This window comes from Aggregatimonas sangjinii (assembly GCF_005943945.1).
GTDB lineage: Bacteria > Bacteroidota > Bacteroidia > Flavobacteriales > Flavobacteriaceae > Pelagihabitans > Pelagihabitans sangjinii.
This window is the reverse complement of record NZ_CP040710.1, coordinates 4398515-4411254: the sequence shown is the minus strand read 5'-3', so window position 1 is coordinate 4411254 and position 12740 is coordinate 4398515. Positions and strand designations below refer to the sequence as shown.

The 12740-nt window shown below is 42.1% G+C and carries 16 protein-coding genes; 10 read left to right on the top strand and 6 right to left on the bottom strand.

Going from position 1 to position 12740, the window contains the following annotated elements:
* Positions 1–42: 42 nt before the first annotated feature.
* The 6 genes from FGM00_RS18370 (at position 43) to hpf (ending at position 4165) form a co-directional block, all read left to right on the top strand.
* Entirely contained in the window at positions 43–1263 is a 1221-nt protein-coding gene (locus FGM00_RS18370; protein WP_138854320.1) for a sulfite oxidase, read from the top strand.
* The gene (locus FGM00_RS20015) at positions 1263–1748 is read left to right on the top strand and encodes a monoheme cytochrome C (protein WP_236262847.1); all 486 of its coding nucleotides are present in this window, start codon (positions 1263–1265) and stop codon (positions 1746–1748) included. Before FGM00_RS18370 ends, FGM00_RS20015 begins: the two co-directional genes overlap by 1 nt.
* A 59-nt stretch (positions 1749–1807) precedes the next feature.
* A complete protein-coding gene (locus FGM00_RS18360; protein WP_138854319.1) occupies positions 1808–2692 on the top strand; it encodes a sterol desaturase family protein in 885 nt (294 codons plus the stop codon).
* A 110-nt stretch (positions 2693–2802) separates the two neighbouring features.
* Positions 2803–3408 (top strand): nitroreductase family protein, encoded by a 606-nt coding sequence (locus tag FGM00_RS18355; RefSeq protein ID WP_138854318.1) that lies wholly within the window; start codon positions 2803–2805, stop codon positions 3406–3408.
* Positions 3409–3413: 5 nt separating this feature from the next.
* The gene (locus tag FGM00_RS18350; RefSeq protein ID WP_138854317.1) at positions 3414–3857 is read left to right on the top strand and encodes a nucleoside deaminase; all 444 of its coding nucleotides are present in this window, start codon (positions 3414–3416) and stop codon (positions 3855–3857) included.
* A 5-nt stretch (positions 3858–3862) separates the two neighbouring features.
* Positions 3863–4165 carry a ribosome hibernation-promoting factor, HPF/YfiA family gene (gene hpf / locus FGM00_RS18345; RefSeq protein WP_138854316.1) on the top strand — a complete coding sequence of 101 codons (303 nt, stop codon included), beginning with the start codon at positions 3863–3865 and terminating at the stop codon, positions 4163–4165.
* Between the two features lie 69 nt (positions 4166–4234).
* Here the strand turns inward: hpf and FGM00_RS18340 are convergent, their stop codons facing one another.
* The gene (locus FGM00_RS18340) at positions 4235–5590 is read right to left on the bottom strand and encodes an NAD-dependent succinate-semialdehyde dehydrogenase (RefSeq protein ID WP_138854315.1); all 1356 of its coding nucleotides are present in this window, start codon (positions 5588–5590) and stop codon (positions 4235–4237) included.
* 198 nt (positions 5591–5788) lie between these two features.
* On the opposite strand from FGM00_RS18340, the gene FGM00_RS18335 reads away from it, so the two are divergent.
* From FGM00_RS18335 to FGM00_RS18325, 3 genes are read left to right on the top strand one after another with little or no spacing between them, the layout of a single operon-like run.
* Positions 5789–6124, top strand: coding sequence for a YtxH domain-containing protein (locus FGM00_RS18335; protein ID WP_138854314.1), 336 nt, complete (start codon positions 5789–5791; stop codon positions 6122–6124).
* Positions 6124–6474, top strand: coding sequence for a hypothetical protein (locus tag FGM00_RS18330; protein WP_138854313.1), 351 nt, complete (start codon positions 6124–6126; stop codon positions 6472–6474). Before FGM00_RS18335 ends, FGM00_RS18330 begins: the two co-directional genes overlap by 1 nt.
* A complete protein-coding gene (locus tag FGM00_RS18325) occupies positions 6471–6671 on the top strand; it encodes a hypothetical protein (protein WP_138854312.1) in 201 nt (66 codons plus the stop codon). Before FGM00_RS18330 ends, FGM00_RS18325 begins: the two co-directional genes overlap by 4 nt.
* Before the next feature lie 38 nt (positions 6672–6709).
* Here the strand turns inward: FGM00_RS18325 and FGM00_RS18320 are convergent, their stop codons facing one another.
* The 5 genes from FGM00_RS18320 to FGM00_RS18300 form a co-directional block, all read right to left on the bottom strand.
* Complete coding sequence (locus FGM00_RS18320; protein ID WP_138854311.1) at positions 6710–7261, bottom strand: DUF3124 domain-containing protein; 552 nt, start codon at positions 7259–7261, stop codon at positions 6710–6712.
* Between the two features lie 13 nt (positions 7262–7274).
* Positions 7275–8312, bottom strand: coding sequence for a helix-turn-helix transcriptional regulator (locus tag FGM00_RS18315; protein WP_138854310.1), 1038 nt, complete (start codon positions 8310–8312; stop codon positions 7275–7277).
* Between the two features lie 287 nt (positions 8313–8599).
* Positions 8600–9109 (bottom strand): Dps family protein, encoded by a 510-nt coding sequence (locus FGM00_RS18310; protein WP_138854309.1) that lies wholly within the window; start codon positions 9107–9109, stop codon positions 8600–8602.
* 160 nt (positions 9110–9269) lie between these two features.
* The gene (locus FGM00_RS18305) at positions 9270–10574 is read right to left on the bottom strand and encodes a DUF2254 domain-containing protein (protein WP_138854308.1); all 1305 of its coding nucleotides are present in this window, start codon (positions 10572–10574) and stop codon (positions 9270–9272) included.
* Positions 10575–10597: 23 nt separating this feature from the next.
* A complete protein-coding gene (locus FGM00_RS18300; protein ID WP_138854307.1) occupies positions 10598–11311 on the bottom strand; it encodes a flavodoxin family protein in 714 nt (237 codons plus the stop codon).
* A 346-nt stretch (positions 11312–11657) separates the two neighbouring features.
* Here FGM00_RS18300 and FGM00_RS18295 point away from each other — a divergent pair, with 346 nt between their 5' ends.
* Positions 11658–12728, top strand: a complete 1071-nt coding sequence (locus FGM00_RS18295) for a DNA topoisomerase IB (protein ID WP_138854306.1) — start codon at positions 11658–11660, stop codon at positions 12726–12728.
* The last annotated feature ends 12 nt before the right edge of the window (positions 12729–12740 follow it).

Sequence of the window (12740 nt, the reverse complement as noted above, 5' to 3'; positions counted from 1 at the left end):
TAGCTCAAAAGCTAGATAATAATCTTTACTTTTAACGGTATCATGAAAAGAAGAAGCTTCGTTTCGAAAACTATGTTGGCATCTATTGCATCCACCATCGGATACGATGTCGTTTTCGGAAACCGTCTTCCTGACGGTTACAATCTATTGGGCCTTCAAGACCCCGACCCTTTCACCCTTTTTGACAAAGACAGTCAGATGGTCTTATTAAACGACAAGCCTTGGAATATGGAAGCGCAGGCGCATTTACTGGATGACGCCATCACCCCGAACAAATTCCTGTTTATACGAAACAACGGAAGGGTTCCCGAAAATATAGATGCAGATTCATGGACCTTGACGTTCGATGGGGAATCGGTACGCCAAGAAAAAACCTACACGCTGGCGGAATTGAAATCAAAATTTAAGCAGTATACGTACCAGCTCTGTCTGGAATGTGGTGGCAACGGACGCAGTGAGTTCGACCCTCCGGCAAAAGGAAACCAGTGGACTATTGGGGCCGTCGGCTGTGCCAGATGGACCGGTGTTCGTCTCAAGGATGTCCTAGCCGATGTAGGTGTTACGGACGATGCGATGTATATCGGCTATCATGCGGCAGATACCCATTTAAGTGGTGACCCCTCAAAAGAGCCTATTTCCCGTGGAGTGCCCATGGCAAAAGCCCTACAGCTAGAAACCTTGCTGGCCTTTCAAATGAACGGAGAAGCCATTCCCCTCGTACACGGGTTCCCGTTGCGATTGATCGCCGGTGGATGGCCTGCATCCGCTTCGGGAAAATGGTTGAACGGTATCAGCGTTCGTAATAGGGTACATGATGGCGAAAAAATGATGGGAACGGCCTACCGCGTGCCTTGCAATCCCGTAGCCCCGGGCGATGAGGTAGCAAATGTCGACATGTGTATCATTCAATCGATGCCGGTAAAATCGCTGATTACCTATCCAAAAAGTGGTGCGATTCTAAAAAGTGGGGAAACCCTTCAAATACGTGGCCACGCTTGGGCCGGCGAGCTTGAGGTTTCGAAGATGGAATACTCCATCGACTTTGGTAGCACTTGGCAGCTTTACTCGCTTGAAAAACCGGTAAACCGATTGGCCTGGCAGCATTTTAAGGCAGAAGTTGCATTCCCAAAAAAAGGCTATTACGAAGTTTGGGCGCGGGCTACCGATAACCAAGGCAAAGCACAACCCATGCTGTTGCCCGGTTGGAACCCCAAAGGGTACCTGAACAACGCCTGTCATCGAATTGCCGTAAAAATTGCGTAGTGAAAAATAAAGGGAAATTTAATAAGGTGACGGCTAGGCAAAATAAATTAAAGGCAACTTTCGTCGTTATTTTGACGATTGCGGTTATAGTTTTGGTGTTTTTGTTGGTGGACCTTGCGCCCTCCACATATTCTGTGGATACGGACGATGGAGAATATATTGAAGTCTCAGAGAAGGAAGCAGAGGACCCTGACAAAATCGAAAACGGGATTCATATACGCACATGGCTCGCCGCGGGCGACGGACTCATGCTGGTCGTAAATAATTGTACCAGCTGCCATTCCGCCAAACTAGTCACACAAAACCGTATGTCGGCCGAACGTTGGACCGCCACTATCCGCTGGATGCAAGAAACCCAAAACCTGTGGGACCTCGGTAAGAACGAGGAACCCATCGTGAACTATCTCGCCACCTATTATGCCCCAATTGGTAAGGGTCGCAGACAAAAGCTGACCAATATCGAGTGGTACGAGTTGAAGCAATGATGTACTTTTTGTAAAATGCCCTCGGCGCTTTTCAACGATTATGTAATTTTACTAGAGCTATGGAGAAATATCTAGACGCTTTTGTAAGTGCTTTTAATGGTACGATTCAATGGACCTGGAAATCAATCATTTTCGAGGTACCCTGGTACACGAACTATTTTTGGGGGCTGATCGCGATATCACTTTTCGTATGGGTTTTGGAAATCATTTTTCCGTGGCGAAAAGAACAGTCTATTTTCAGAAAAGATTTTTGGCTTGATGCTTTTTACATGTTCTTCAATTTCTTTCTGTTCGCTATTGCCATAAGCGGGGTATACAGGGTCTTACAGCTTTTCTTTTCCGATATAGGTGTAAGCGCGAAAAGTTTGGCATTGGTCGACCCTTCTGGTTGGCCGTCTTGGGTGCAATTGCTTGTCTTTTTTATCGTGCTCGATTTTGTACAATGGTTCACCCATATTTTATTACATAAATATCCCGTACTCTGGCAATACCATAAAATACATCATAGCGTAAAAGAAATGGGCTTCGCCGCGCACCTTCGTTACCATTGGATGGAGAACATACTCTACAAACCTTTAAAGACATTCGGAGTGATGATTTTAGGGGGCTTTGAACCGGAGCAAGCCTATATCGTACATTTTATCGCTATTGCCATCGGCCATTTCAACCACGCCAACATCAAAATTACTTGGGGACCACTAAAATATGTGCTCAACAACCCGGTAATGCACCTCTACCATCATGCCTATGTCTTGCCCAAGGGTAGGTCCGGTGTGAACTTTGGCATTAGCCTTAGTCTATGGGACTATCTTTTTAAAACAGCTTATGTTCCCGAAGCGAGTGGTACGATAGAAATCGGCTATCCCGGGGAGGAAAATCTACCGAAAACCTTTTTAGGGCAACTGGTACATGGCTTCGGCTATCGTCCAAGAAAGAAGCTATAGCGTAATCGATCCAGACTATTCCTTATCATTAAATGCATTTAGGTTAACCTAGATGTCATATGCATCAAGGGAATTGATTGTTAAGCTCGAAATTTGTACTAAAAATCTTTATGGAAACAGTATCGCAAAAGCAGAAAAAAGCAGAAACGGCATTCGAAATTTTAGCCCCTTTAAAATCGAGATGGAGTCCTAGGGTTTTCGATGAAAAACCCATTCCCCAGAATGAGATAAATCGTTTGTTCGAGGCGGCTCGTTGGGCGGCAAGTTCATACAATAGACAGCCTTGGCGTTTTATCTATGCGAAGAAAGGAAGTAAGGCTTATGACAAAATGATCGATTGCATGAGTGAATTCAATCAAAAATGGGCCAAGAATGCACCTTTGCTAATCTTTACCGCTTATAAGGAAAAGACAGATGAAGGAGACGATAATTTTCATGCCTTACACGATTTGGGATTGAGTCTGGGCAACATGAGCATGCAAGCGGAGAGTATGAATATTGCCATGCATCATATGGCGGGCATCGATTGGAAAAAAGCGCAAAACGTTTTTGACGTTCCGGAGGGATTTCATGTAACAACAGCAATCGCCTTAGGATATTACGGTGGTGACTTGAACAAACTCCCTGAAGACCTTAGAGAACAGGAAACCGGAGAAAGAGAGCGAAAGCCCCATTCTGAATTTGTTTTTGAAGGAAGTTGGAAAGACCGTTCTTAAATCCCATGGAACAGCATGAAAATTTTATGCGGCAGGCTATAGCCTTGGCAAAAAAAGGGGCTGATAGTCCTAAAGGAGGTGCGTTCGGGGCGGTAATCGTTTGCGATGGTAAGGCTATGGTGGCTGTGCATAATACGGTAAAAGGAAGTGGTGATTGCACCCAGCATGCCGAAACAAAAGCTATACGGGAAGCTTGCGGTTTAATCGGGAAAAACAATCTCTCCAACTGTGAACTATATACGAGCTGTGAACCCTGTATGATGTGCTTGGGCGCCTGCTACTGGGCAGGTTTTAAGGCTATTTACTTCGGAGCCTCGGCTTTGGATGCTAAAGAATATGGATATATCTATTCTGACATGTTCTATAATTCTTCCGCTATGAAACGACATCACGAATTTAATATGAAACAACTGTTACGCGATGAAGCGATAGCGGTTTGGAAAAAATAACTACTATGGATACCATTTTTGAATACCACGATATTACGGCAAGCGATAGGCTAAAGACCATCGTAAAAGAGAAACTAGAACATCTTGAAAAGAAATTTCCGTTCGTTCACCGTGCGGACATATTCTTTAAAAAAGAAAATCGCTCGGATGAGAAAGAGCAAATTTGCGACATCCGATTGAGTATGCCAGGACCTCGATTGTTCGCTTCCTCAAATGAGATTAGCTTCGAGGCCGCCATTGCAGAAACGTTTCGCGACCTGAACAGTCAACTCGAAAAAAAGAAAGATAAAATGAACCCAGGTTTATAGCATTCCCCCCGAATCTATACCATGATAGGGGCCATCCTTGAAAAATGGCCCTTATTTCCCTTACGGCATCTATTTTTTGATGTACACCGTCTTTTTGTTGACAAACTCCATAATGCCCTCTTGAGATAATTCCCTTCCATAGCCTGAAGCCTTCGTACCACCAAAAGGCAAACGGGGATCGGATTTGACCATGTCGTTAATAAAGAAAGACCCATCGGGAATCGAACCTATCGTCTTTCGGGCAGCAGCAATGTCTTCAGTAAATAGCATGGTGCCTAAACCAAACCGCGAATTTGTAGCCAGTGCTATCGCATCATCCCTATCCTTTGCACGTATTACAGCAGCGACAGGTCCGAAGACCTCTTGGTCGAACACAGGCATTCCGGCAACGACTTCGGTGAGTATGGTAGGTTCAAAATACGTATGGTCCCGTGTGTTCCCAAAATGTACCCTTGCTCCCATGGCTATGGAATCATTGACCTGTTTTTCAACGGTATCGGCAATGTCGGAAGTGGCCAAAACAGTTATATAGGCTTCCTTCTGCATGGCATCTCCTTTTTGCAACTTTGAAACGGCACGCTCGAATTGCTTCAAAAATTCATCGTATATGGCATCCACAACAATAAATCGTTTGGCAGCGATACAGCTTTGTCCATTATTCTGCATCCTAGCATTCACCATCACTTCAATATAGTTTTTCAAGTCGGCATCTTCCCAGATTACACAGGCGTTATTGCCACCAAGTTCCAAAACCGACTTTTTCAGATGCTTTGCGGCGATTGCAGCGACGGCCTTACCCGCCTTTTCACTGCCCGTGAGCGTTACCGCTTTTAGGGAATCGTTCGCGATGAGCTTTTCAATGTCATCGTGTCCCGCAACAATGGTCTGAAAACACCCCTTGGGGTAGCCTGCCTCCTCGAACAATTGCTGCAGGGCAAAAGCACAACCTGTTACATTGGCCGCATGTTTCAAAAGAATCGTATTCCCAGCGGTCAATGTGGGTGCCGCAAAGCGTATGACCTGCCAAAAAGGAAAATTCCAGGGCATAATGCCCAAAATGCAGCCCAGCGGGTCATAGCTTATAAAACTTTCTTCGGCATAGGTATCGATGAGCTCGTCTGCCAAAAAGTCTTCTGCGTTTACTGCATAAAACTCGCAAGCCCAAATACATTTCTCAATTTCCGCTATACTTTGGCTAATGGGTTTCCCCATTTCCTTCGTCATCAGCTCCGAAAAGTCCTGTTTTCGCTCTCCAAGTATATTAGCGGCATTTTGAAGTAGTTCAGTTCGTTCCGCGATTTCGGTTGATTTCCATGAAGTGAAAACCTCATCGGCTTTTCCCAAGATTACCTTCAGTTCTTTTGCCGTATGTTCTTCGTAGGTTTTAAGGAGTGTACCGTCGGCAGGATTCTTTGTTTCTATCATCACTTTAGGTTTTTTTTTAAATGTAAGGTTGTATCTTAGTTTACCCTAGTTTGATACGATTTATTTTTAACAGTATCAAAACGGGGGTGTTCCCGTTAAGAATTGAATGATTAGAGTCAAGCTTAAATCACTCTTTTAGACATCTTTGCACTACTAGAGATAAATCTCAACGTTTAACTAATCTTAAAATATTATAATATGAGCAACAACGAAAATACATTATTAGGAGTCATTATCGGATCTGCAATTGGTGCGACACTAGGAATCCTATTCGCTCCTGAAAAGGGTGAAATAACTAGGAAAAGGATTGCCGAACAAGCTGCAAATACTAGGGACCAATTGCAGGAAGGCGCGTATGAACTACGCGATAAAATGGCCGATCAGATTTCTGCCAAATCGGAAACTTTAGAAACAAAAGTGAATAGCATAATGAGCGATGTTAGTTACAAGACCGAGGACGTTATCACTACTTTGGAATCGAAACTTGCCGAATTAAAGGCGAAAAATAAAAAATTACAACAGAATAAAGCATAATGAGCGTATTCGAATCTTTAAACGAAACCTCGAACAAGGCGGTAGATGTTGGCGAACAATACTATAAAAAAACCCAAGAGTACTATAAACTCAAGGTGTTTCAGGTATTGAGCATTAGCATGGGTATGCTCTTCAAGGCAGCTATTATTGGGAGTTTGTTACTTATCGGGCTTATTCTGCTTATAGTGGCGGCCACTATGAGTCTAGGCGAGTATCTTGGCGACAATGTACAGGCGTGTATTATCATTGCTGTAATTCTTGTTCTCCTAGGTTTTATTTTGTTCCTTCTTCGAACAAAATTCGACAATTTCGTAATCAAGAAATTATCTGAAAAATTCTTTGTAAAATGACAAATTACCGCAATTTTGAGGAAATTAACAGGGATTTGAAACGGTTGAATCTTGAAAGACAAATCGCCCTTGAGGAGCTTAAAGGCCTTAAGCACGACGTAAAAGAGGATTTTAGTACTCCAAATTGGTTGGGTACTATAGCTTCTTTTGCAAAAAAATACGGTCTTCTATATCTACTTCGAAGAATTTTTAGGTAAATTATTCCCTTATATCAGTATTCAAGAAGGAAATCCTATTATGGGGTTTCCTTTTTTTGTTTCTGACGAATAGAATAACCATCGGTAGAGAATGCAAATCCCTTGTTACCGTTCTTACCAACCATGATGGCCTGAACCAGCGGCATAAGATCGGTACTCTTGGAACTTAAGGCTACTATAAAGTTAGCCCCTGCCCCGCCCGTATCGTCTTGTGTGGCGACCACATAATTAACTGAAGCCATGGGTCTAAGGCTAATAGGGTTATCAATATAACTTTTAACCAATGTACCATCGGTACTGAAATAATCGATTTTGGAAACGTAGAGCGAGTCGGTGTAACTTGTATTTCTGATACTCAGTGTTGCTGCCAATAAGTTCTTTTGATTGGCATCGTCAAAATAGATGTCGGAATAAATAGGCACATAAATGATATTATTATAATGGATATCGCTCTTGACGATTGGTTGTTCTATTTCCAACGATTCAAGCTCATCTTGGCCTTGAGCGTTCCGGTTTGGACTTTTATCGGTACACGAAACAAACGTAATTACGAGTATTGAAAGGGATATGGCAAAAAAAATTGGTTTCATAATATGATTTGTGTTATACGGCTTCTGAGGTGACCACTACGTGATTTTGAAATTCACTAGGGCTGATACCGTATTTGTTCTTGAATATCTTGCTGAAATAGCTACGGCTACTAAAGCCTATGGTATATACAATCTGTGATATATTTAAATCTGTTGTCTTGATCAAATCCCTAGCTTTTTCTAATCTGATGTGTCGAATGTATTCAGTAACCGTGCGGGTATAGAGCAATTTAAACCCCTCTTGTAATTTTGCCTGCGATAGTCCCGATTGTAAAGATAATTTATCGAGCGAATATTCGAATGATGGGTTTTTTACGATTCTTTTGGCCAGGTCGCGCACCGTTTTCAATTCACTACGCAAGAGGCCGGTCACCGGTAATTTATTTTTAACGGCCTTGTCATGTTGCAAAATATGTAACGAAAGAATTTCGTAAACTAGGCCTTCAATCTGCATAATACGTATCATGCCCTTTGTTTTAACCTTTCGCAGCGCCCCGATTTTATCGGCCATTTTAAGATTGTAGGACCCATAATACGCATAAGTGTTGTTGTGATCCTTGTCGAGAAATACTTCGTAGAGTTTTTCATTTAACTGATCCACATTGTTCAGACGCTTTTTGAGAAACTGTTTTCTGGTGATCTGAATGACGTTGATGGCGAGTTTTTTGTTCTTAGGGAAGTAACCGTAGTTGAATCCGCCATCCTTACTGGTGATGATTACCGATTGAAACTGCTCCAAGGTCTTTATGTTGCTCTCATCCTCATAATCGAATCGATGACCACATTCCCCCTCCAGACAATAGGAAAAGTGGATGGGATTATATGCTGAAGCGTCCATTATCAAGGTTATCGTATCAAAGAAAACAATATCATACTCCAGAAGGCTAACGCCCCAGTCGAATGTTATAAAACGGATGTTTCCTTTTGCCTTTTCGTTATCGACCAATAATACATATTCGCCCCATCTTTCTTGAATAAGGCCACCGATCACAGCCTGAATCTGTTTCACTGTACCTTCTACGCTTTCGGCATTGACGATAATCTCTGTCATAGGTATTGAATTCATGGTAAAGACGCTACACTCAAAAATTGAGTACGGCTCGAATACCAAATTAAATTGCTTTCACAACAAAAATAACCCTAAGTATGCTTACGGTTTATACTATGGTGCTCATTTTTTACTCCAAACCACGGAATATTCCAAAATCCGGCAAAGGTTCAAGGAAGGTGCCTATAAGATTTCAGAACTGTTCTATTGTTCCATAGTACTTCAAATGAGACCAAATAATAACCCCTCGTTGGAGGGGTTATTAAAATGATTCATATTTTCTGTTGTTCCTAGGAGCTTCTTGTCGACTTTGCGATTTTCAACTGGTCATCTGTATTCTTATTCCAAGCGTTCAGCATCCAGCTCGCCTTCTCCAATTCGCGAATGTAAGCCCCAATCAAGTCGATACTTCCTTCATCGCCGGCATCGCCAGCGGTATCGATTATCTTTTTCATCTGCTTTAGTATCGCTTTGTGGTCCGAAAGCAGTTCCTCAACCATTTCGGTATCCGGTATAAATGCAGAAACTTCCTCAAGCGAGGAATTCTTCAAATAATCACTAAAATTACTGACTGGATGATGCCCCAAGGTTAAGATGCGTTCCGCTATCTCATCGATTTTTATTCTGGCATCACCATAAAGCTCTTCGAACTTGATATGAAGATCGAAAAAATTCTTTCCCAACACGTTCCAATGAAAACTTCTTAGTTTTTGATAGTAGATATGATAATCTGCCAATAAGGTGTTGAGTTCCTTGATGACGGGAACCAGTTCTTTGTCGTCTATATTTAAATATTTCATAATGCTATTTTTTATTCTTCACAAAAATAAATGGTAAAATCGATTTTCGTTAGCTGTATCAAGATGGGATGTGACGTATTTCATTCCAAATTAAGATACCTTTTCAATTTGAGTTGTTTTTAGTTCGCCGTGGAGCGAAAAAACAGTCGCCCTATTCCCATCAATCATAAGTAGAATTCATGATAGTTGACGTATACGCCCTATCGATTGAATTGCCAATATTCTCTTCCAAATCTATTTTCAACGCCTCAAGCTCTGTTTCCAAAGCTTTTTTAGACAAGGGTGAGACACCTTTTTGTCTAAGTAAAAAAATCAGGACGCGCACCAGTTCACTCATAATAGAACTATCGCTTTTTCCATAAGCCCGAATTGGCTGAATAACGATTCGCAATAACTCTGGAGTGGTAATGTAATTTCTCAAAATTACCAAGGAACTATTTTCCACCGTTGAGGAACTCATGGCCGGAAAAGCCATATGCTTTGCCATTAGATTACCGAGATGGGAAAGTACATCCAAAGCTGTTCCGGGATCATTTATTCCTGGGGAAAGTGCCTTGACCGCAATCTCCATGAGTTGCACCATACCTCCCGAGGCATCATTTTCAACATGTCTGTCGGAAGACATATATACACAGAACAAGAGGTTTTCAATTTCATCGGCTGAAAGGTTTTGCTCCGTTCTAAATATCGCATCTCCCTCCCAAAGATGTTGCCCGACGTAGGGGATAACTTCAATTTGGTTTACCGAATCTTTAAATTCTTCAGAAAGCAGCTTGGTATCAAAACCCCTGAAATAACCAGAGGTAATACATGCTATTTCAGACCATCCTTGAGTATCATAGTCCTTCAAGCCGATGACAGCTCCCGTCTGATCGTCTTGAAATTCCTTAATACTTTCCATACAGGAGCTGGAGACGACCTCTATAATGTTACGTATCTGAATCGCTTTGGAGATGGTATCGATAAAGTATACGAACATAGAAATACAAAGCAAGGCGAATACCGCCGACAGTGTAATCGAGAGTCCTGAGGAGCCCGTTTTGGAACCATATGCACCCAACGAAATTAAGACTACGATACAATAGAGCAGTGTGCCGATGTAAAAACCCAGTATGATCTGATACTTTTTATTGGCAACCAATCCTGGAAGCAATCTTGGTGAAAAATTCGCCGAAGCCTGATTTAGCACCAACATCACCATGGTAAAACTGAATACCGTAAGCGATAAGATACCCCCTATAAGCGCAGAGAGCCACGTGCGGGCCGTTTCATAATCCTGTACAAATAGATAGGAACTACTTTGTTTCCAATTGTTGAACACTCCCGTATTTTCCAGATAGAGTACGATGATGGAAATCAAGAGAAATGACGAGGTTATCAGTACGGGATAAAATGCAATACTTCGCAGCGCATTAAAATAAATACGCTTTAAATATTTGAACAGAACTTTGACCGGATTCTTCATGAAAATAATTTTTGCGTATTGGCCTAGCGGTATTCTGGATTGTCGAAATTCCACCGCGTGCCATCGTCCCACTCCTCCCGCGAATTACCATATGCAGGATACCCTTTGTTCGCTTTCAACATTTTTGCCATATGTAATAGGTTGTACGTCATAAAAGTAGTATTCCGATTGGTGAACTCATTATTCTTCGCTCCCGATTCCTCATCCATATAACTGGGGCCCGGGCCGGCTTCGCCGATCCAACCGCAATCGGCTTGTGGGGGAATACTAAAGCCGAGATGCTGTAGCGCGTAAAGCATGCCCATAGCACAATGTTTTATACCATCTTCATTTCCGGTAATGACACAACCACCTACCTTGCCGTAATAAATATACTGCCCTTTATCATTTGTTTTTCCGCTCATGCCGTAGAGCCGCTCTATTAATTTCGACGCTATCGAAGAACGTTCGCCCAACCAAATGGGGGTACCGATAACCAAGATATCGGCCTTCATTATTTTTTTATAGATATCGGGCCAGTCATCCTTTTCGGCACCTTCTTCGGTCATATCGGGCACTAACCCTACCGGCACTTCGTGGTCAGCCAAACGCAAGTACTCGACGGACACCTTTTCAGCCTTCAAAATAGCCATGGAGACCCGCATCAAACCTTCTGTGTGGCTTTGTTTCGAGGAATTTTTTAAAGTACAGTTGATATAAACTGCGCTCAGTTCGGAAAAATCAGTGTCTTTTTTCATTTCTGTGGCTTCATAAAATTAAAATGGAGGCATGCTTTGCGCTATCATTGTCGAAAAGATACTACTCTTGACATGAAAAATTATGGGGCAACGCAAAAACGTTAATCAATTAACCGATATAGCACTCCATCGTAGCATAACCTTCCTATTTTTGTGTTGTTCCCTATTAAGATACTAAGAAAATAGGGCCATAAAAAATGTTTGGTTGATTGTAGGTTAATGGTTCCATTATACGTTTATATTGGGACCATTTTCTTTTCTATCATCAGTCATAACACTATCTTTTCATAGTGTACATTCAAACCTTTCAACACAGCGCATAAAAGTGGTAGGATCCTTAAAAGATATGGAGTTCTTAGAATTATTGCTCAAAGAGCCTGAAATAGCTATTGAGCATTTAGACCTTACCTATGTCAATGATGACGAATTAACCATCAATAGGATTAAGAAAAATAAAGCGTTCGAGTATGCTGCGAACGGTTCATTGTTGAAGGAAGAGGACCAGTTGAAACGAATTGAGGGTTTGGTAATACCCCCAGCATGGGAGAACGTCAGAATCACGCATTTGCCAAATGGGCATCTACAGGCCGTAGGAAGGGATACGAAACGTAGAAAGCAATACCGTTATCATCCTACATGGACCAAAGTACGCAATCAGACCAAATTTTATAAGATGATTTCCTTCGGGGAACAATTACCGAAGATACGGGAACGCGTGGATCAGGATTTAGATCAGAAAGATTGGACGAAATCTAAAGTTCTCGCGCTCATCATACGCTTAATGGAGGAAACCCACATCAGGATAGGTAATGAGCAATATGCGAAAAGAAATAAAACCTATGGTCTCTCGACCTTACGAACGCGACATGTAAACACGTTCAAAGATGCCCTAAAATTTGAATTCAAGGGCAAGAAAGGAAAACAGCACAAGATTACGCTGCGCAATAAACGCTTGATCAGATTGGTAAACCGCTGTGAGGAAATTCCGGGATGGGAATTGTTCCAATATTACGATGCTAAGGGCGACAAACATTCGGTAGATAGTGGTATGGTGAATGATTACCTGCACAAAATCAGCGGTGCCCTATTTACCGCAAAAGATTTCAGGACTTGGTCCGGTTCCATCATATTTTTCGAGAGTTTAATGGCCCTTAAAACTCCAAAGACGCCAAAGCAAATACAAAAGAATATTTTAAGGGCGTACGACAGTACTGCGAAAGAGCTGGGCAATACGCGAAATGTTTGCAGAAAATATTATGTTCACCCGATGCTTGCCCGGCAATACGAATCGGGAAACCTTGGCGAAGCGTTTGATAAAGTAGATGCTATCAATGATAATGCTCCTTTTTTCTCTCCCTCCGAACAAGTTGTCTTAGACCTCATCAAAGCCCATAAACCTACCTTGACGGAAGCTTGAATCTCGACCCTA

Coding starts and splice junctions, on each gene's coding strand:
- FGM00_RS18335 (WP_138854314.1), top strand. CDS start 5,789: ATGAGCAACAACGAAAATACATTATTAGGAGTCATTATCGGATCTGCA.
- FGM00_RS18360 (WP_138854319.1), top strand. CDS start 1,808: ATGGAGAAATATCTAGACGCTTTTGTAAGTGCTTTTAATGGTACGATT.
- FGM00_RS18300 (WP_138854307.1), bottom strand. CDS start 11,311: ATGAAAAAAGACACTGATTTTTCCGAACTGAGCGCAGTTTATATCAAC.
- FGM00_RS18355 (WP_138854318.1), top strand. CDS start 2,803: ATGGAAACAGTATCGCAAAAGCAGAAAAAAGCAGAAACGGCATTCGAA.
- FGM00_RS18340 (WP_138854315.1), bottom strand. CDS start 5,590: ATGATAGAAACAAAGAATCCTGCCGACGGTACACTCCTTAAAACCTAC.
- FGM00_RS18315 (WP_138854310.1), bottom strand. CDS start 8,312: ATGACAGAGATTATCGTCAATGCCGAAAGCGTAGAAGGTACAGTGAAA.
- FGM00_RS18350 (WP_138854317.1), top strand. CDS start 3,414: ATGGAACAGCATGAAAATTTTATGCGGCAGGCTATAGCCTTGGCAAAA.
- FGM00_RS18305 (WP_138854308.1), bottom strand. CDS start 10,574: ATGAAGAATCCGGTCAAAGTTCTGTTCAAATATTTAAAGCGTATTTAT.
- FGM00_RS18325 (WP_138854312.1), top strand. CDS start 6,471: ATGACAAATTACCGCAATTTTGAGGAAATTAACAGGGATTTGAAACGG.
- hpf (WP_138854316.1), top strand. CDS start 3,863: ATGGATACCATTTTTGAATACCACGATATTACGGCAAGCGATAGGCTA.
- FGM00_RS18320 (WP_138854311.1), bottom strand. CDS start 7,261: ATGAAACCAATTTTTTTTGCCATATCCCTTTCAATACTCGTAATTACG.
- FGM00_RS18370 (WP_138854320.1), top strand. CDS start 43: ATGAAAAGAAGAAGCTTCGTTTCGAAAACTATGTTGGCATCTATTGCA.
- FGM00_RS18295 (WP_138854306.1), top strand. CDS start 11,658: ATGGAGTTCTTAGAATTATTGCTCAAAGAGCCTGAAATAGCTATTGAG.
- FGM00_RS18310 (WP_138854309.1), bottom strand. CDS start 9,109: ATGAAATATTTAAATATAGACGACAAAGAACTGGTTCCCGTCATCAAG.
- FGM00_RS18330 (WP_138854313.1), top strand. CDS start 6,124: ATGAGCGTATTCGAATCTTTAAACGAAACCTCGAACAAGGCGGTAGAT.